General features: G+C 67.1%; 19 protein-coding genes. 13 read left to right on the forward strand and 6 right to left on the reverse strand.

Annotated elements, in window-relative coordinates; genetic code table 11:
- Positions 1-259 precede the first annotated feature (259 nt).
- On the forward strand, positions 260-460 hold the full coding sequence (locus NKT36_RS09020) for a hypothetical protein (RefSeq protein ID WP_327050720.1): 201 nt from the start codon (positions 260-262) through the stop codon (positions 458-460).
- A 117-nt stretch (positions 461-577) separates the two neighbouring features.
- Here NKT36_RS09020 and NKT36_RS09025 read toward each other — a convergent pair whose 3' ends face one another.
- The 3 genes from NKT36_RS09025 to NKT36_RS09035 all read right to left on the reverse strand — a co-directional run bounded on the left by NKT36_RS09025 (position 578) and on the right by NKT36_RS09035 (position 2,752).
- A complete protein-coding gene (locus NKT36_RS09025) occupies positions 578-757 on the reverse strand; it encodes a hypothetical protein (RefSeq protein WP_327050721.1) in 180 nt (59 codons plus the stop codon).
- A gap of 210 nt (positions 758-967) precedes the next feature.
- Positions 968-1,219, reverse strand: a complete 252-nt coding sequence (locus NKT36_RS09030; RefSeq protein WP_327050722.1) for a glutathione S-transferase N-terminal domain-containing protein — start codon at positions 1,217-1,219, stop codon at positions 968-970.
- A 354-nt stretch (positions 1,220-1,573) separates the two neighbouring features.
- Entirely contained in the window at positions 1,574-2,752 is a 1,179-nt protein-coding gene (locus NKT36_RS09035; RefSeq protein WP_327050723.1) for an MBL fold metallo-hydrolase, read from the reverse strand.
- Positions 2,753-3,002: 250 nt separating this feature from the next.
- Between NKT36_RS09035 and NKT36_RS09040 the strand changes: the two genes are divergently transcribed.
- The 8 genes from NKT36_RS09040 to NKT36_RS09075 all read left to right on the forward strand — a co-directional run bounded on the left by NKT36_RS09040 (position 3,003) and on the right by NKT36_RS09075 (position 10,923).
- Positions 3,003-4,103: a rhodanese-like domain-containing protein gene (locus NKT36_RS09040; protein ID WP_327050724.1), complete on the forward strand. Its 1,101-nt coding sequence runs from the start codon at positions 3,003-3,005 to the stop codon at positions 4,101-4,103.
- A gap of 194 nt (positions 4,104-4,297) precedes the next feature.
- Positions 4,298-5,467 (forward strand): NAD(P)/FAD-dependent oxidoreductase, encoded by a 1,170-nt coding sequence (locus tag NKT36_RS09045; RefSeq protein WP_327050725.1) that lies wholly within the window; start codon positions 4,298-4,300, stop codon positions 5,465-5,467.
- Positions 5,468-5,476: 9 nt separating this feature from the next.
- Positions 5,477-6,316 (forward strand): DUF1641 domain-containing protein, encoded by an 840-nt coding sequence (locus NKT36_RS09050; RefSeq protein WP_327050726.1) that lies wholly within the window; start codon positions 5,477-5,479, stop codon positions 6,314-6,316.
- 263 nt (positions 6,317-6,579) lie between these two features.
- The gene (locus NKT36_RS09055; RefSeq protein ID WP_327050727.1) at positions 6,580-7,260 is read left to right on the forward strand and encodes a peroxiredoxin; all 681 of its coding nucleotides are present in this window, start codon (positions 6,580-6,582) and stop codon (positions 7,258-7,260) included.
- Between the two features lie 128 nt (positions 7,261-7,388).
- Positions 7,389-8,786, forward strand: a complete 1,398-nt coding sequence (locus NKT36_RS09060; RefSeq protein ID WP_327050728.1) for a cytochrome ubiquinol oxidase subunit I — start codon at positions 7,389-7,391, stop codon at positions 8,784-8,786.
- Entirely contained in the window at positions 8,779-9,792 is a 1,014-nt protein-coding gene (gene cydB / locus NKT36_RS09065; RefSeq protein WP_327050729.1) for a cytochrome d ubiquinol oxidase subunit II, read from the forward strand. The genes NKT36_RS09060 and cydB overlap by 8 nt, the downstream gene beginning before the upstream one ends.
- Before the next feature lie 68 nt (positions 9,793-9,860).
- Positions 9,861-10,478 carry a DUF502 domain-containing protein gene (locus tag NKT36_RS09070; RefSeq protein WP_327050730.1) on the forward strand — a complete coding sequence of 206 codons (618 nt, stop codon included), beginning with the start codon at positions 9,861-9,863 and terminating at the stop codon, positions 10,476-10,478.
- 49 nt (positions 10,479-10,527) lie between these two features.
- Positions 10,528-10,923 (forward strand): DUF6276 family protein, encoded by a 396-nt coding sequence (locus tag NKT36_RS09075; protein ID WP_327050731.1) that lies wholly within the window; start codon positions 10,528-10,530, stop codon positions 10,921-10,923.
- 156 nt (positions 10,924-11,079) lie between these two features.
- Here NKT36_RS09075 and prf1 read toward each other — a convergent pair whose 3' ends face one another.
- Both prf1 and NKT36_RS09085 read right to left on the reverse strand, forming a co-directional pair.
- The gene (gene prf1 / locus NKT36_RS09080; RefSeq protein ID WP_327050732.1) at positions 11,080-12,324 is read right to left on the reverse strand and encodes a peptide chain release factor aRF-1; all 1,245 of its coding nucleotides are present in this window, start codon (positions 12,322-12,324) and stop codon (positions 11,080-11,082) included.
- 110 nt (positions 12,325-12,434) lie between these two features.
- Complete coding sequence (locus NKT36_RS09085) at positions 12,435-12,923, reverse strand: hypothetical protein (RefSeq protein WP_327050733.1); 489 nt, start codon at positions 12,921-12,923, stop codon at positions 12,435-12,437.
- 200 nt (positions 12,924-13,123) lie between these two features.
- On the opposite strand from NKT36_RS09085, the gene NKT36_RS09090 reads away from it, so the two are divergent.
- From NKT36_RS09090 to NKT36_RS09100, 3 genes are all read left to right on the forward strand, one after another.
- Positions 13,124-13,867, forward strand: coding sequence for a CPBP family intramembrane glutamic endopeptidase (locus NKT36_RS09090; protein WP_327050734.1), 744 nt, complete (start codon positions 13,124-13,126; stop codon positions 13,865-13,867).
- 95 nt (positions 13,868-13,962) lie between these two features.
- Positions 13,963-14,754 (forward strand): electron transfer flavoprotein subunit beta/FixA family protein, encoded by a 792-nt coding sequence (locus tag NKT36_RS09095; RefSeq protein WP_327050735.1) that lies wholly within the window; start codon positions 13,963-13,965, stop codon positions 14,752-14,754.
- Positions 14,751-15,704, forward strand: a complete 954-nt coding sequence (locus NKT36_RS09100) for an electron transfer flavoprotein subunit alpha/FixB family protein (RefSeq protein WP_327050736.1) — start codon at positions 14,751-14,753, stop codon at positions 15,702-15,704. The genes NKT36_RS09095 and NKT36_RS09100 overlap by 4 nt, the downstream gene beginning before the upstream one ends.
- Positions 15,705-15,783: 79 nt before the next feature.
- On the opposite strand, the gene NKT36_RS09105 is transcribed toward NKT36_RS09100, so the two are convergent.
- A complete protein-coding gene (locus NKT36_RS09105) occupies positions 15,784-16,440 on the reverse strand; it encodes a helix-turn-helix domain-containing protein (protein WP_327050737.1) in 657 nt (218 codons plus the stop codon).
- Between the two features lie 234 nt (positions 16,441-16,674).
- On the opposite strand from NKT36_RS09105, the gene NKT36_RS09110 reads away from it, so the two are divergent.
- Positions 16,675-17,337 (forward strand): NADH-quinone oxidoreductase subunit B, encoded by a 663-nt coding sequence (locus tag NKT36_RS09110; protein ID WP_327053379.1) that lies wholly within the window; start codon positions 16,675-16,677, stop codon positions 17,335-17,337.
- Positions 17,338-17,348: the final 11 nt, after the last annotated feature.

The raw sequence follows: 17,348 nt of genomic DNA on the forward strand, positions 1-17,348 counted from the left end.
CGACTACCGTCCGCTTCGCTCGTCGCTCCGTTCGTTCCGTTTGTCGCTCCGCTCGTCCTGTCCTGCACCGCTCTCGAAGAGCGTCGCGTTCGCACCCGCAGTGCCGTGTGCCACGCTATCGTGCACCGCCGTCTCGCCTCGAAAGAAGCCGACACTTGCGCTCGCTAAATTTTCCTGTTCCGTCGCCGTATAGCGATTTTCGAGGAAAAATGACGGGGTGTTCGGTCGACTCATGTCCCCCCGGTCCCGAGGTTCGTACATGAGCCGACAACGAGACGTCGAGAGCACCAGCCGACCGATGGTCGTCGCCGGCGTCCTCATAGTCCTCGCGAGCATCGTCGGGATCGGGCTGGCCTTCTACGAGGGAGACATCGTCCTGGCGCTCGCCCTGCCCCTGCTCGCCGCAACGGGACTCCTGTACATCGACATCGGTCGCTCGCCCTCCGGACGCGCCTCCTGAGCACAGCAGTGCGCCTCCCGAGCACAGAACATCGAACGAACGCGCGACGAGGCTGTGGCGTCGTTCGCGCTCGTCGCCCGTCTTCGCCGTTCTCTTTTCCGTCCTGCACCGTCCGCGTTAGTCGTCGCCCTCGCCGTCCCCTTCTTCGCCGCCCCCTTCTTCGCCACCGTCCTCGCCGCCACCCTCTCCGCCACCGTCCTCGCCACCGTCACCGCCGGGGAAGGCGCAGCCGGCGAGTCCGGTGACCAGCGAGATGGAAGCGAGCCGGGAGAACCGTCTGCGTGTCGTTCGGGTCACGGCGGTACGACGCGCGGCGAGAACGTAAAAGAGGTGGCCAGCGACGAACCACCTCCGAGCGGTACGGTTGCGATGGCACCAAGTGGTACACGGCGCGTTCGTGGAGCGATACCCCCTGCAGGCTTCGTTTCTCGCGGAGCCGACGTATCTTCGTACCAGAAGCGACGCAGGCCGGGACGATAGCTCTGCGCGTTAATATCTGAAGCGTTTTTACTCGGACCCGTACGTCTCCTCGAGGTAGGCGACGATGTCCCTGCTCTCCGGCATCCCTTCGACGCCGTGCTCGGGGTCGACCAGGACCGGGACGCCGGTCTGGCCGCTGATCTCTTTCACCTCGGTGCGCTGGGAGCGTCTTCGCGGAACGGAGTGGGACTCGTACTCCAGGCCCAGGTCGTCGAGCTTGCGCCGGACCTTGATGCAGAACGGACACCCCTCTATCTCGTACAGTTCGAGGTCGCTCATTCGGGTAGGCGTTGACGACACCGGGGCATGAACCTGGCGACCCGGGCAACGAGCGGGGGAACCGCGACGGCAGCCGCTACTGGCTGTAGAGTGCGGGAACCGCGAAGAAGCGTCGCACGCTCGCGAGACGGACGGTCGAGTGGGACAGACCGGGGAAACGAGCGACAACGCTCGAGGAAAGCCGGGCGACGCGATGGGGAGATACCGGCGGTCGCGGTCAGCGTCCGACGATGTCGCCCGGGAGACACGGTTTCGGTCGGCCGTCGGAACCGCTCCGTGCGTCGCCGCGACGACCCGTCGCGGGGGTCAGCGTCGCGATGGGGTCGTCACGTCGTGGAGCGATTCGGGCCGAGTTCAGTCGTCGGCGACGACGCTGTCCTCGGTCGCGGCACAGCGGTTCGGACCGAGCTCGAGTTCGTTCTTCTCGTCCTCGTCCTCGGGCGTGTAGCTGCCCTCGTTCGTCGCGATGACGGTCTCGTAGTTCGGCGGCTTGGACGGGAGGTTGTCGAACATGTGCTCGACGAACTCGTCCTCGTCCAGCTGGAGGATCTCGTTGGACTCCCAGATCTCGCCGACCGTGGACATCATCGGCAGGCCGGGGGTCACGTCGATGAACTGGCCGTCGTCGGTGACCGAGAAGTGGCCCGGCAGGATCTTCACGTCCTCGGGCAGGGACATGATGACCTTGTGAAGCGTCTCGTACTGGACGCGCGCGCCGTCGCGGGCGTCGGCGTCGGCGAACTGGAGCTCCGTCCGGCCGATGGACTCCACGAACAGCGTGTCGCCGGTGAGCAGCGCCTCGTCCTCGACGAGCCAGGAGGTCATACCGGTCGTGTGGCCGGGCGTGTGGACCGACTTGATCGTGACCTCGCCGACGTCGACGCTGTCGTTCGGGTCGATGCCGTCGAAGTCGTAGGTGGGGTCACGGGTCTCGGCGGGCTGGCCGAGGTGGTACGGGACGCCGAGTTCGTCGGCGAACTCCCGGCCGCCCGAGATGTGGTCGGCGTGGACGTGCGTGTCGAAGACGCGTACGATGTCGAAGCCGCGCTCGGCGGCGGCGTCCTTGAACGTCTCAGTGGCGCGGGTCACGTCGATGGCGGCGGCCTTGCCCGTCCGCCGGTCACCGACGAGGTAGCCGAGGCAGCCCTTCGAGCGCCGCTGGAGCTGGACGATCTCGACGTCGTCGTCCTTCGTCGCGATGGGGACGACGTCGTAGACCATGCTCCACGCTTCCATGCCGCCCGCTACGGTCTTGACGTTCTCGAAGCCTTCCGCTTCGAGCCACTCGGCGAACAGGCCGGCGGACCGTCCCGTCGCACAGATGGTGACGAGCTCGTCGTCCTCGTCGAGCCGGTCTCGGTAGGCGTCGAAGTCGCCGACCAGTTCGTCGTTGGCACCGGAGTACTCGACGTTCTCGGCGGCACCGATGTGCCAGTCCTCGTAGTCGTCGGCACCCCGCGTGTCGAAGAGCGTGAAGTCGTCGTCCGCGTCCAGCTTGTCTCGAAGTTCCTCAACCGTGATTTCCTGAACCATTGCATAGTATTGTACTGCCGGCGCAATAATAAGGGTTGGTCACTGTCGTCTTGTTGCCGGTTCAGGCCGGACCGGAGCAGGTGTACGACCCGAAGTAAACATTCTTGCCGCTTCTCGAACGTCGGTCTCGTCGCCAGCGTGGCGCACGCCGGGAAATAATGGCCGCGGAATTGCACGAATCGAGCCGAACCGGCTATTTGAACCGGTAACCACATAACGCCACAGTCGTTACATCAGGTAGGTACCCACGATGGCCACCCCGGGCAGCGTAAAAGAGAAACTCGACGACCTTCCGCCCAGTTCGAAGTTCATCTACAAGACCCTCGAACGGCACGGACGGATGACCCAGAAGGAGCTGACGGAGGAGACGATGCTGTCGGCGCGAACCACCCGATACGGCATCAAGCAGCTCCAGGAAGTGGGGTTGCTCGATTCCACGCCGGCGCTTCACGACGCCAGACAGACCTGTTACGGGCTGGCGCGGGAGAACGGTCGTACCGACTACGCCACCGACGCGCTCGTCGAGGCCGACTGGCTCGCCGACCGACTCGACGAGTTCGAGAGCGACGACCCCTCGATGCGACTGGTCGAGGCCGACGCCGCCGACTCCTACGACGACGGTCACATCCCGGGCGCCGTCGGCGTCGACTGGGTGACGAGCCTGACCGGCGAGAACGGTCGCGGTACGCCCGACAGGGCGACGTTCGAGGAGCTACTGGGTCGCAACGGCGTCACCGAGGACAGCACCGTCGTCCTGTACGGCGACGAGTCGAACTGGTTCGCCGCGTACGCGTACTGGTTGTTCAAGTACTACGGCCACGAGCAGGTCTACCTCCTGAACGGCGGGCGCGAGTACTGGGTCGAACGCGGCTACACGACGACGACCGACGATCCGGCGTTCACCGAACGCGAGTACAGCGCCCGCGGCCCGCTCGAACACCTGCGCGCGTACCGCGACGACGTCGAGCGCGCGCTCGCCGGCGACACGACGCTGCTCGACGTCCGGAGTTCGGAGGAGTTCGCTGGCGACCGCCGGGAGCCGCCGGGCGACACCCAGACGCCGAAGACGATGGTCGGCGGGCACATCCCCGGCTCGGTCCACGTCCCCTGGTCGAAGACCGTCGAGGACGACGGCCGGTTCGAGGACCACGACACGCTGGCTGAACTCTACGAGAACGCCGGGCTCGGCGAGGACGACGACGTCATCGTCTACTGCCACGTCGGCGAGCGGTCGGCCGTGACGTGGTTCGTGCTCTCGGAACTCCTCGGGTACGACCACGTCGCGAACTACGACGGGTCGTGGAGCGAATGGGGCAACCTGGTCGACGCCCCCATCGAGACCGAGGAGTAGGCGACCATATTTTCCGATACGTCAATCCACTTGTTCAAGTAGTCCGCCATCTCGAACGTCGAGCGGTCCGAAATCGAACGACGCCCGAGAGAATCCACCATATTTTCCGGAACCAGCCGGTATTGGGGCTGCTACACAAGAATGTTGCTTCTAGCACAGGCTTAACCGCTATCCGGTCGCAAGGACGAATGAACATGACGAAGATAGCCATCCTCGGCGCCGGTACCGGCGGCGCGATGACGGCGAACATCCTCCGACGGAAACTCGACTCCGACGTCGACATCACGGTCGTCGACAAGAGTACCAACCACCTCTACCAGCCGTCGTTCTACCTCATCCCGTTCGGCTACCTCGAGGCCGAAGAACAGTCGCGCGACGTGAGCGAACTGTTCGGCGAGGGCGTGGAGTTCGTCCAGGACGAGGTCACGGGCGTCGACCCCGACGAGAAGGTCGTCGACCTCGCGGACGGCGAGCTGGAGTACGACTACCTCGTCGTCGCGACGGGCCACCGTCTCGACCCCACGGCGATCCCCGGACTGCTGGAGGGCTGGCAGGAGACCGACTCGGTATACCCCTTCTACCACTACGACGCGGCGATGGAGATGGCCGACGCGCTGGAGGAGTTCGACGGCGGGCGGTTCGTCGTCACCCAGCCGGACACGCCGATCAAGTGTCCCGGCGCGCCGCTGAAGATGGCGATGCTCGCCGACGACTACCTCCGTCGGCAGGGCATCCGCGAGGAGTCCGAGGTCATCATGACCCGGAACGCCGAGCACCACTTCGGCGTCCAGCCCTACCGCGACAAGCTCTACCAGATCTGGGACGAGCGCGACATCCAGTTCGAGGCGAACTTCTCCGTCGAGGAGATCGACCCCGACGAACAGGTCGTCCACGCCGCCGACGGCCGGGAACTGGAGTACGACTTCCTCGCTCCGGTCACGCCGCAGTTCGGCCAGAAGGCCATCACGGAGAACTCGCCGCTGACCGAGGGCAGCGACGACGGCGAGTACGTGACCATCGACCAGCACACGCTCCAGCACACCGAGTACGACGACGTCTTCGCGCTGGGCGACTGCGAGAACGCGCCGCACTCGAAGACCGCGGCCGCCGCACGCAAGGAGGCACACGTCGTCGCCAACAACCTCGAGTCCCACCTGCAGGGGCTGCCGATGAACGACGAGTACGACGGCTACGCCGCGTGTCCGCTGCTCACGGAGAAGGGCAAGGCGATGGTGGCGGAGTTCGACTACGACGAACCCATCTCCGCGCCCGTCGAGAGCAAGATGAACTGGATCATGGACGTCAACGTGCTACCGTCGGTGTACTGGAACCTCTGGCTGCGCGGCTACGACCCGCTCCCGTAGGAGGTCATCATGACTGACAACCAGCCACAGGCGACGATAGCACAAGACGAGGGGGAGGACCTCGACGAACTCGTCGAACGCATCGAGGCCAACTCCGACGACCTCGTCGAGTTGCTCGACGCGCTCGACGCCACCCAGGGGCTCGCGGAGGAGCTCGTCCCGGAACTCGTCGAGGTGACGCGCGAGAACCGCGAACCCATCGAGGAGATCCGGATGGCGTTCGAGCGCGAGGAGACGCTCGTGCTCCTCAAGAAGCTCGGCAACAACTCCGAGCAACTGGTCGAACTGCTCGACGTGCTCGAGGTCTCGGCTGGGCTGACCGAGGACCTCGTCCCGGAACTCGTCGAGGTGACGCGCGAGAACCGCGAGGTCGTCGAGCGACTGCGGATGACCTACGAGAAGGAGGAGACCATCGTCCTGCTCGAACGTCTCGGCGAGAACGCGGACACGTTCGTCGAACTGCTCGACCTCCTCGACGCCACGCGCGGCCTCGCGGAGGACCTCGTCCCCGAGGCCGTCGACGTGACGCGGGACAACCGGGACGTCATCGCGGACCTCCGGATGGCGGTCGCCGGCTTCGCCGACGCTCGCGCGGACCGCGAGACGCCGGACATGTACGAGCTGGGACAGAACCTCGAGAACCTGATGGCGCTGACCGAGACGGCGGCCCAGCCCGAGGTGGCCGGTTCGCTCGAGGCGGCGCTGAGCGCGTTCTCGGAGGACGAGGAGCCGGAGAAGCTCGGCCTGTTCGGCCTGCTGGGTGCGCTCCGCGACGACGACGTCCAGCGGTCGCTCGGTCGTCTCGTCGCGGCGGCCCGGCGGATGTCGCAGGTCCACGACGACGAGTAACTACGACTGCAGTCCGCGACGACCGTTCTGTTTCTTTCCCGCCGGTCGACCTTCGTCGGATGAGGGCCCGGAACCGTTTCGCGCCCGGGTGAACGCATGGAAAATAATTATTCGCTAATCGTTCAGTATATATCGAATAATGGGCTACTTCGATGGCCGAACCAGATATTATTGCGGTGCTCCTGGAACTCGTCGGTGCATCTCGGCAATAACGGGTGGTGTACTAGGAATTATGTTTGGTGGGTCCATACGATAGAGTTGAGATGACTACGGCAGACCCATCCGAAGCTGGACAGTCCATGCCGCTGATCGGCGACCAGTTCCCCGAACTGGAGGTCGAGACGACCCACGGGACGCTGACGCTCCCCGACGAGTACGAGGGCGAGTGGCTGGTCCTGTTCAGCCATCCGGGCGACTTCACGCCGGTCTGTACGACGGAGTTCGTCGCGTTCGAGCAGCGACGCGAGGAGTTCGAGGACCTCGGCGCGAACCTCCTCGGCCTGTCGGTCGACCGCGTCCACTCCCACATCAAGTGGACCGACTGGATCGAGGAGGAACTCGACGTCGAGATCGGGTTCCCGATCATCGCCGACGAGACCGGTGCCGTCGGGTCCGAACTGGGGATGCTCCACCCCGGCGCGAGCACGTCGACGGTCCGCGCGGTGTTCTTCGTCGACCCCGAGGGCGTCGTCCGCCAGATCCTCTACTACCCGCTGGAGATCGGCCGCAACATGGACGAGATCCTCCGGTCGCTGGAGGCGCTCCAGACCGCCGACGAGGAGGGCGTCGCGCTGCCCGCCGACTGGCCGAACAACGACAACTTCGACGACAAGAAGCTGCTCTCCCCACCCGGCGACGTCGAGAGCGTCGAGGCACGTCTCGAGGAAGCCGAGGCCGAGGGGTACGACTGCCGCGACTGGTGGTTCTGTCTCACCGACGAGTAACCGACACAACCGTTCCCCTCGTCCGACCGCCCGCCTCGACAACGCGCAGGTAGCGACGGACCCCCGTCACCCGCCGAGGCGTCGCCCGCTGACGGTCCGAACTCGCGGAACGGCACCGCTACAAACCCATGATCGATCCGACACTCGCAAGCAGGGTACAGTTCGCCGTCACGACCATCGTCCACATCATCTTCCCCGTGATGAGCATGGGGCTCGCGCCCTTCCTCGTCTACTTCACGTGGAAGTCGGTCCGGAGCACGGACCCCGTCTACGAGCAGTTGCGCCGGTTCTGGACGAAGATATTCGCCATCAGCTTCGTCGTCGGGACGGTGACCGGCATCGTCCTGGAGTTCGAGTTCGGCACCAACTTCGCCGCGTTCTCGACGACCGCGGGCGAACTGTTCGGCGGCCCGCTCGCCGTCGAGGGCATGATGGCGTTCATGTTGGAGGCGACGTTCCTCGGTATCTTCGTGTTCGGCCGCGAGCGCGTCTCCGACCGCCTCTACGTCGTCTCCAGCGTGATGGTCGGCCTCGGAACGTGGCTGTCCGCGCTCTGGATTTTGATCGCTAACTCGTGGATGCAGACGCCCCGCGGCTTCGAGATGGTGACGAAGAACGGCCAGCCCATCGTCACGCTGGTCGACCCCATCGCGGCGTACGCGAACCCGCGGTTCCCCTGGATGTACGTCCACATGCAGAACGCGGCGGTCCTCTCGGTCGCGCTGTTCATGGCCGGCGTCGCGGCCTACTACGTCTGGACCAACCGCGACACCCGGTTCTGGCGGAAGACGATGAAGATCGCGCTGCTGGTGATGCTCATCACCGCGCCGCTGCAGGTCATCCACGGCGACGCCTACGGCCGCCACGTCGCGGAGACCCAGCCCCAGAAGTTCGCGGCGATGGAGGCGGTCTGGGAGACCGAGTCCTACGTCCCCGAGTACATCGTCGCGTTCCCGACGTCGCTCGACGACCTCACGGACCCGCGGGCGAAGGACATCTTCGGCATCGGCATCCCGGGCGGAGCGTCGTGGCTCGCCAGCGGCGGCGACCCGAACGCCGAGATAACAGGGCTGAACGAGTTCGAGGGGTCGCCGCCGGTGGCCATCGTGTTCTGGTCGTTCCGCGCGATGGTCGGCCTCGGGTTCTGGTTCGTCCTGCTGGCGTTCTGGGCCGGCTACCGCTGGCGGACGGGCGAACTGTTCGAGGACGACCTCCTCCACAAGGCCATGATGGGGTCGACGGTGCTCGGCATCCTCGCGGTCGAGGTCGGCTGGATCGTCACGGAGGTGGGCCGCCAGCCCTGGGTCATCCAGGGCGTGATGAAGTCCAGCGATGCCGTCTCCCCGGGCCTGACGGGCGCCGAGGCGCTGACCACGCTCGTCGGCTTCGTCGTGGTGTACACCGGGTTACTCGCACTGTACACCTACGTCATCGTGCGTATCATCCGGCAGGGACCGCCGGACACGGAGGACCTGGCGACCACGGAGTCCCCCGAGGCCCCGAGCGGGGTGACCGGCGATGACTGAACTGCTCGCGCTCGACGCCGGCCCGTTGCTCGGCCTGCCGCTCGCGGAGTTGTGGTTCGGCCTCGTGTTCTTCATCCTCGCGACGTTCCTCTTCCTCGACGGGTTCGACTTCGGCGTCGGCGTGCTCTTCGCGTTCCAGGACGACGAGGAGACGCGGGAGACGATGCTCGCCGCCATCGGCCCCTTCTGGGACGGCAACGAGGTGTGGCTGGTCGTGTTCGGTGGCGCGCTGTTCGCAGCGTTCCCGTCGGTGTACGCCAACCTGTTCAGCCGCCACTACCTGCTGATGTTCGCCATCCTCGGCGCGCTCATCCTCCGGGGCCTCGCTCCCGAGTTCTACGAGCAGCGCCACGACGAGCGCTGGCAGCGGTGGTGGGGCCGCGCGTTCGTCGTCGGCAGCGTCGCCGCGCCCTTTTTCCTCGGGATGTTCACGGCGAACTGGATGGTCGGCGCGACGGGGACGTTCACCGTCGCGGGCGCACTCGTCGGCCTCGCCCTCGTGGCGCTCACGGTCGTCGACGGCGCCGCCTTCCTGCGACTGAAGGTCCGCGGCGACCTGCAAGAACGGGCCCGCGGTTACGGCGTGCGGGCGCTGGTGGCGTACCTCGCGCTGGTCGTGGCGGCTGTCGGCTACCTCGCCGTCGCGCAGCCCGCGCTGCGCTCGTCGCTGGCGTCGCCGGTCGTCCTCGGCCTGCTCGCGCTGTCCGTCGCGCTCGGCGCGGCCTTCGTCGCCGCCACCCGTGCGGACCGGCACTACCTCGCCTTCGGCACCGTCGCGGGCCTCGTCGCCGCGCTCGTCGGCGTCGTCGCGGCGGTCATCTACCCGGCCATCGACCCGGCGGCGGGACTGCTCGTCGAGGACGCCATCGTCTCGACGCTGCCGCTCAACCTGATGACGATCGGGTCCGCGGTACTGCTCCCGCTGGTGTTCGTCTACTTCGCCGTGCTGTACTCTGCGTTCAGCGGTCCGATGGACGCCGACGAGGGGTACGGCGCCGGTGAGTGACGCGGTGTCGAACGTGTCGACCTCGATTACACCTGGTTTATGGTCCCCCGCTCGGTTCATACACGTAAATGTCATCGTGGAAGCGCGACGCGGCGAGCGGCCTCATCGTGCTCGCCCCCCTGCTCGTCACCGCGTACCTCGTATCGTGGCTCTATCTCCAGGTAGCGAAGGTGCCGATCCCGGGCGCGAACCTGAAAGACTACCAGCGGGTCATGATCACGCTGGTCGTGTTCACGACGCTGGTGTTCAGCGTCGGCTACCTGATGCGGACCACCGTCGGGAGCCTCGTGGAGAACGCCATCGACGGCGTGATGAACCAGCTCCCGGGGCTCCGCGTCGTCTACAACGCCTCGAAGATGGCGGCCGAGACCGCCCTCTCGGACACGAACCAGCTCCAGAAGCCCGTGAAGCTCGAGACGTGGAACGGCATGCGGATGACCGCGTTCAAGACCGGCAAGGTGACCGACGACGGCCGCGAGGTGCTCTTTCTCCCGACGGCACCGAACATCACCACCGGGTTCGTCATCGAGGTCGCCCCCGAGCGGTTCACCGACACCGATGAGAGCGTCGAGGACGCGCTGACGCGCATCCTCAGCGCCGGTTTCGGCGAGAACAACGAGAGCGGCATCCCCATCGACGTGATGGACCAGGGCGACGAGCAGCGCGAGACCCCGCCGCCGAAGTGACCGTCGACGAACCTTACATATTTTTGAGGCGTCCGGACGTTGGTCCGGTATGGAGTGTTCCCACTGCGGCGGCGACGCCCTCCCGTTCGCCGTTCCGGCCGACCTCCGCGAACACGTGCCGGACACCCCGGAGTCGGTGACGGTCTGCACCGACTGTCTCGCCCTCGAACCGGCGTCCGACGTCGAGACCGAACTCACGGACTTCTCGACGGTCAGCGACGAACTCCCCGACGACCGCGACGTCGCGGCCGCGACGGTGCTCGCCATCGCGCTCATGTCCTCGCTCGCGCGCAACCGGCAGCGCATCGAGGGGCTGTTCGACTTCGTCGAGGCCGCGGGCGTCGACCCGATGCTGGTGCTCGATCGCCTCGCCGCCGACCCCGACGTTCGCCCCCCGTTCAACCTCGAACGGCGCCGCGACCAGCTCCTGCAGCTCCGCGAGTGAGTCGACCGGGCGGAGCGCGACGGCGAGAACCGGCGACACAGCAGCGAAGCGTGACAGCGGCGGTAGCGCGAAGCGTGACAGCGGCGGTAGCGCGAAGCGTGACAGCGGCGGTAGCGCGAAGGAGAGAGGAGAGGTCCGTCCGCGAGGGGGCGGCGCTTACACGCCAGTCGAGTAGCGGAGGATGCCGGCGACGCCGCCGAAGGCGTTCATCAGCTGTTCGCCCTTCTCGAAGTCGGTGCTGATGAACTTCGTCTCGGTCCCGCGCTGGTCGGCGATGTTCATCAGGTACTCGATGGCGTCCTCGCGCTCGTCGACCTCCGGTTCCGTGCCGTCCTCGCAGGTGTGCTCGGGCGTGTCGGCGCGCTGGTCGACGAACTCGTACTCCTCCTTGTCGCCGCAGTCGTAGACGACGACGTCCTTGCGGAGGTCCTCGCTGATGAGCAGGCGGTCGACCGACCCCATCACGAGGTTCCTGCGGGTCGGCTCGAACCCGTAGGTCGCGAGGCCGCCCTCGTTGAGCTCCTTGAAGAACTCCTCCATCTGGGACTTGTCCTTCATCACCTCGGCGTCGGCCAGGACCTCCTGGGCGGCGTCGACGAGGTCGTAGAGGCCGGACTCGTCGGTGTAGGCGACGTCGAACTTCCCGAGGACCATGTCCTGAAGCTCGTGGTGGAGGTAGTCGCCGTCGAGGAACTCGTCTTTCGTCGGCGACGGACCGCCGACGAGCACGCCGTCGAGGTCGTGGCGCTTGGCGACGAACAGCTCGTTGGCCATCTCCGCGACCTCCTGGTAGAAGTTGTCGATGGCCTCCAGGCGTAGCCGGGCGAACCGCTGGGCGGACTGGCCACCTTTGCGCTGCTTGCCGGGAACGAGCGACGAGGCGGACTTCACCGGCTCGACGCGCTTGCCCTTCAGCCAGCCGACGTTGGCCTCGCGTCGGTCGAGGACGACCAGGCCGTACAGCCCCTTGTCGCCCAGCATCTCCTCCAGCGGCTCGGTGAGGAACGAGGAGTCGCAGTGGTAGCGGAACGACTGGATGGGCTCGGGCGGGTCCTCCAGCACCTTCGTCACCATGTCGGTCTGGCCGCCGCCGGTGTCGATGGCGCCCGAGAACAGGACGATGCCGTCGCCCGGCGGGTAGGTGTCGTAGTACCGGAGGCGGTCCTTGATGGACGTCAGCGCGTCCTGGACGTTCGTCCGGGTCTGCTTGGACTTGATGTTGCTCGCCTCGCTGTGCTCCTGGGTCACGTGGGCGACCACGTCGCTGATCTGCTTGTCCGGCGGGATGTAGATGGTGACGAGCTGGGTCCCTGACCCCTCGTACTCGCGGAGGTCCTCGATGACCTTCTGGAACTCGTACTTCTTCCTGTCGGACGGTTCGCCCTCCTCCTGCTGGCTCATTACCCCGTACTAGCCGCTCCAGTCGGTAAGTAACCTTTGACCTCTGCCCCCGCCCGCACTCCGGCGATCGGGCCCGAAAACTGCGCCGAAAAGATCGATGGTCCGGTCGTTCAGCGCCGGTAGAGGGCGGCGAACACCGCACCCAGCACGACGCCGTAGATGACGTGGCCGACGAGGCTCATCGGGTCGAGGTTCGGGATGGCCGGGGCGTCAATGCCGATCGCGCCCATCCAGAGCGGCATCATGATGGCGGCCGCGACCAGCCACAGGGCGACGCCGTAGCCCGCGCCGAGGCCGGTCGACGCGGTCACGCTGTCGGCGTAGCGGCGGAGACTCGTCCCGGTGACGATGCCCCCGAACACGAGCCCGAAGACGATGCTGTGGAAGATGTGGGCGACCCACGCCCAGGTGAGTCCTTCGAGGCCGTACAGCGACGCGACGCCGGGAAGCGTCCCCGTCGACTGCATGAGTACGCCGAACGCGACGCCGCCGGCGATACCGCCGACGGTGGCGCTCGTCCAGGCGCGCCGGTTGGCGTAGCGGCGTCCGGTTACTGTCTCTTCCGCTTCGACAGTCTCGCTAGTGGATTGTTGTGCCATGGTACCATGATACGTCACCACTGAGGATATAGATTTCTGCGGTCCGGTGGACAGGACAGCCCGAAGGGACGTCTTCGTCGGGCCGCAGACGCGGCGATTCCGCCGTGCGCCGAGGACAGTTCGGCGGCGCTTCCGGTCTCGCGCCGGTGAGGGAACGCGTCGCCAGAGCGACTTTCCGCCGCGCCGGCGTCGTCTCCGACATGGCGGTTCGACGGCCAGTGCGCCGGACGGTCGTCGCGACGCTGGTCACGGTCCTCGGCGTCGTCTGTAGCGTGGCGCTGTCGATTCCGGCCGTCCTCGCGCCGCTGGGGGTCGTTCCGCGCTTCGGCGTGCTCCTCGTCCTCTCGGAACTGGGGTTCGCGGTCGCCGCCGTGGCGTTCCTCCTCGCGACCGGGCGGTCGTTCGGCTACGTCCGCTGGGCGGGCGTCGACCGCGAGGCCGTCCGCTGGATCGTCGGCGGGACCGCGGGGCTGTTCGCGCTCCGGGTCGCCGCCATCGGCGTCGTGCAGGGGCTCGGTCTGCCGGTCGCCGAGAGCTCCGTCACCGACCTCGCCGGCCGGGGGTACGTCGCGACGCTGCTCCTGCTCGTCCCACTGTCGCTGCTCGTCGTCGGTCCGGCGGAGGAACTGCTGTTCCGCGGCGTCGTCCAGCGGTACCTCTCGGGCTGTTTCTCGACGACCGGCGCGGTCGTCGGTGCCAGCGTCCTCTTCGCGCTGGTCCACCTCCCGACGACGCTGCTCGCGGTCGCCGACCCGGTCGTCACCGACGCGGACCTGCTCGCCGTGGCGGTGACGCTGACCATCGTCTTCGGCCTCTCGCTGGGCCTGGGCTACCTCTACGCCCGGACCGCGAACCTCGCCGTGCCCGTGTTCGTCCACGGGTGCTACGACGCGCTGCTGTTCGCGCTGGCGTACGTCGTCGCCGTCGGCTCCGGGCCGGCGTAGCGCCACGGCTCCGCGCATCGTCGCGACGAACAACTGAACGGGCTCGGTCCGGTGTTTCGAAAACGTTTACCTCCTGAACGGGCAACGCACGTAGCATGAAGGTCCTGGTAACGGTGAAGGAAGTCGCCGAACTCGCGGACGACTTCGAAGTCGAGGGAACCGAGGTCGCGGACCGGTACCTCGAGTACGACCTGAACGAGTGGGACGACTACGCCGTCGAGGAGGGCGTCCAGTTGAGCGAGGACGGCGTCGCCGACGAGGTGGTCTCGGTCACCATCGGTCCCGAACGGGCCGACGAGACCATCCGGATGGCGCTCGCCAAGGGCGCGGACCGCGCGGTCCGCGTGTGGGACGACGCGCTCGAAGAGCCCGACCTGCTCGACGTCGAGACCAAGACGAAGATCCTCGCGGCCGTCGTCGAGGAGGAGGAGCCGGACCTCGTGCTGACGGGCGTCCAGGCCGGCGACGACGCCTTCGGCGCGACCGGCGTCGCGCTCGCCGACGCCATCGGCTACGAGTGGGCCGCGGTCGTGAACAGCCTCGACCTCGACGCCGACGAGGGCGTCGCGCACGTCCGCCGCGAACTGGAGGGCGGCGTGGAGGAACTCACCGACGTCGACGTTCCCGCCGTGCTCACCATCCAGACGGGTATCAACGAGCCGCGCTACGCCAGCCTGCGCGGCATCCGGCAGGCCCAGAGCAAGGAGATCGCGCCGAAGACGCTCGACGACCTCGGTCTCGACGCCGCCGCGGTCGAGAGCGACCTGACGCTCACCGCGATGTACGAACCCGAGAGCGAGAGCGACGCCGAGATATTCGAGGGCAGCGCCGAGGAGAGCGCCGGGAAGCTTGCTGACGTCCTCCGCGAGAAGGGGGTGGCAGAATGACGGACGTTCTCGCCGTCACCGAGCACCGCCGCGGCGACCTGCGCGACGAGAGCTTCGAGGTCATCACCGCCGGTCGCGAACTCGCCGACGACACCGGCGGCGACCTCCACCTGGCGGTCATCTCCGGCGACGTCGAGGAGTTCGCCGAGAGCGTCAACCGCGAGGGCGTCGACCACGTCCACACCGTCGACCACGGCGAGGAGTTCAACCACGACGTCTACGCCCAGGCCGTCGAGGGGCTGTACGACGAGGTCGACCCGACCGTCCTCGTGACGCCCAACAGCGTCAACGGCCTCGACTACGCGCCCGCCGTGGCGAACGCGCTCGACCTGCCGCTCGTCACCGACGCGGTCGACCTCGCGTACGACGACACGCTCGTCGTCACCCGCGAGATGTACGGCTCGAAGGTCGAGACGACCGTCGAGGTCGAGGGCGACAGCTTCGTCGTCACGACCCGCGGCGCCGAGTGGCCGCAGGCCGAGGGCGTCGGCGACGCCGAGATCTCGGCGTTCGACGCCGACATCGACGAGTCCGCGGTCGGCTCCACGGTCACCGGCTTCGAGGAGGTCGGCGGCGGCGACGTCGACATCAGCGAGGCCGACTTCCTCGTCAGCATCGGCCGCGGCATCGAGGAGGAGGACAACCTCCCGCTCATCGAGGACCTCGTCGAGGCGACGGACGCGACGCTCTCGTCGTCCCGTCCCATCGTCGACAACGGCTGGCTGCCGAAGAACCGGCAGGTCGGCCAGTCCGGCAAGGTCGTCACGCCCGACGTCTACCTCGCCATCGGCATCTCCGGTGCCGTCCAGCACGTCGCCGGCATGAAGGGCAGCGACACCATCATCGCCGTCAACACCGACCCGAACGCGCCCATCTTCGACATCGCCGACTACGGCATCGTCGGCGACCTGTTCGAGGTCGTGCCGGAACTCATCGAGGAGTTCGAGTAACGCCGCCGCGTTACGAGCGCCGCGGTCGGACCCATCCCGTTTTCCGCTTTCGACGACTGCGTAGCGTCCGCTGTCGTCGTCAGGACGGCTTCCCGACCGCGTCGTACACCAGCGTCGCCTCCGCCTTCCGGAGGTGCTCGGAGGCGGTCGCGGGCGAGCAGTCTAGCCGCTCTGCGACGTCCTCGACGGACCCCCGACGCGGCACCTCGTAGTAGCCGGCGTCGACGGCGGCGTCGAGCGCCGCCCGCTGGCGGTCGGTGAGGTCGTCGCCGGCGGCGCGGCCGTCGTACTCGCCGGCGCGGGCGAGTTCCACCCGGATGTCGTCCGGGATGGCGTCGACGGCCGCGCGCAGGTCCGCCGACTCCCCGACGAGCGTGAACCGGACGCGGCCGTCGTCGAGGTACTCAAGCGGCGACGCGAGGACGAGACTGCCCTGCGAGACGGCGTCGACGAGTTTTTGCCCGACGCCGCTGCCCGCGTCGTCGACGGACACGTAGAACGCGTCGTCGTCGACGGGCGTGACGGTGTAGTCGACGACCGAATCGAGGTCGGCCAGCGCGTCGACGTACGCCGCCCGGTCCCCCTCGACGTAGAACAGCAGCGTGTTCGGGCCGTCGCTGGCGACGTTCCAGTGGAGCATCCGGTACGCCTCGACGGCGTCGTGCTCGTTGGCGAACCGGTGCATGGGGTGGACGGTCGCGGCCGAGTGGTTCAGCGTCAGCCGGAGGTACTTCACGGTCTCGTCGACCGACTTCTCGCCGCGGGTTAAAAAGACCCTAGTGCGTGCGGCAGAATCGGCTTTCGCTCACGGTGACAACGCACTGGCAGAACCATGGACGACGACGCATTGCACCGGACGACGGGACCGCGACGCGAGGTAGCGACCGATGGCGGCACGCCGAGGGGGACGGCGACGGACGGCGGCACGACGAAGGGGGAAGTCGGGGACGGGGCGGCGTCGGACCGCGACGTGGTCTCCAAGACCCGCGAGGCCCGGACGGGCGAGGGCGTCGACGACCGGTTCAACTCGCGGCTGCGCGAGGCGTTCGGCACGTCGCCGTTCGTCCTCACCAAGCTGGACGCGTTCATGAACTGGGTGCGGGGGTCGTCGATGTTCCTCCTGCAGTTCGGCATCGCCTGCTGCGCCATGGAGATGATGCACACCTTCGGCGTGAAACACGACCTCGACCGGTTCGGGTCGGGCGTGCCGCGGGCGTCGCCCCGCCAGGCTGACGTGATGATCGTCCCCGGCACCATCGTCGCCAAGTTCGCCCCACGGATGAAGCGCGTCTACGACCAGATGCCCGAGCCGAAGTTCGTCGTCAACATGGGCTCCTGTTCCATCTCCGGGGGTCCCTTCCAGGAGGGCTACAGCGTCATCGAGGGTGCCGAGGAGGTCATCCCGGTCGACATCCACGTTCCGGGCTGTCCGCCGCGTCCCGAAGCGCTCGTCTACGGCGTCGTCAAGCTCCAGCAGCGCGTCGCCAACGGCGAGACCAGCCCCGTCACCGTGAAGCCGTACGAGCTGGAGCAGTTCGGCGACATGGAGCGCGACGAACTGGCGAAGAAGCTCGCCGACGAGGTCGACGCGGACACCCTGGCGATGCGCTACGACTGGCGCGAGTCGCCGTAGCGACGCCGACG

Source organism: Halomicrococcus gelatinilyticus (assembly GCA_024227995.1).
GTDB classification, from domain to species: Archaea; Halobacteriota; Halobacteria; order Halobacteriales; family Haladaptataceae; genus Halomicrococcus; species Halomicrococcus gelatinilyticus.

What these genes read in the sequence shown, in the direction of transcription:
- NKT36_RS09070 (WP_327050730.1), top strand. Translation starts at nt 9,861, where the DNA reads ATGTCATCGTGGAAGCGCGACGCGGCGAGCGGCCTCATCGTGCTCGCC.
- NKT36_RS09020 (WP_327050720.1), top strand. Translation starts at nt 260, where the DNA reads ATGAGCCGACAACGAGACGTCGAGAGCACCAGCCGACCGATGGTCGTC.
- NKT36_RS09050 (WP_327050726.1), top strand. Translation starts at nt 5,477, where the DNA reads ATGACTGACAACCAGCCACAGGCGACGATAGCACAAGACGAGGGGGAG.
- NKT36_RS09100 (WP_327050736.1), top strand. Translation starts at nt 14,751, where the DNA reads ATGACGGACGTTCTCGCCGTCACCGAGCACCGCCGCGGCGACCTGCGC.
- prf1 (WP_327050732.1), bottom strand. Translation starts at nt 12,324, where the DNA reads ATGAGCCAGCAGGAGGAGGGCGAACCGTCCGACAGGAAGAAGTACGAG.
- NKT36_RS09075 (WP_327050731.1), top strand. Translation starts at nt 10,528, where the DNA reads ATGGAGTGTTCCCACTGCGGCGGCGACGCCCTCCCGTTCGCCGTTCCG.
- NKT36_RS09060 (WP_327050728.1), top strand. Translation starts at nt 7,389, where the DNA reads ATGATCGATCCGACACTCGCAAGCAGGGTACAGTTCGCCGTCACGACC.
- cydB (WP_327050729.1), top strand. Translation starts at nt 8,779, where the DNA reads ATGACTGAACTGCTCGCGCTCGACGCCGGCCCGTTGCTCGGCCTGCCG.
- NKT36_RS09040 (WP_327050724.1), top strand. Translation starts at nt 3,003, where the DNA reads ATGGCCACCCCGGGCAGCGTAAAAGAGAAACTCGACGACCTTCCGCCC.
- NKT36_RS09055 (WP_327050727.1), top strand. Translation starts at nt 6,580, where the DNA reads ATGACTACGGCAGACCCATCCGAAGCTGGACAGTCCATGCCGCTGATC.
- NKT36_RS09085 (WP_327050733.1), bottom strand. Translation starts at nt 12,923, where the DNA reads ATGGCACAACAATCCACTAGCGAGACTGTCGAAGCGGAAGAGACAGTA.
- NKT36_RS09095 (WP_327050735.1), top strand. Translation starts at nt 13,963, where the DNA reads ATGAAGGTCCTGGTAACGGTGAAGGAAGTCGCCGAACTCGCGGACGAC.
- NKT36_RS09030 (WP_327050722.1), bottom strand. Translation starts at nt 1,219, where the DNA reads ATGAGCGACCTCGAACTGTACGAGATAGAGGGGTGTCCGTTCTGCATC.
- NKT36_RS09090 (WP_327050734.1), top strand. Translation starts at nt 13,124, where the DNA reads ATGGCGGTTCGACGGCCAGTGCGCCGGACGGTCGTCGCGACGCTGGTC.
- NKT36_RS09035 (WP_327050723.1), bottom strand. Translation starts at nt 2,752, where the DNA reads ATGGTTCAGGAAATCACGGTTGAGGAACTTCGAGACAAGCTGGACGCG.
- NKT36_RS09045 (WP_327050725.1), top strand. Translation starts at nt 4,298, where the DNA reads ATGACGAAGATAGCCATCCTCGGCGCCGGTACCGGCGGCGCGATGACG.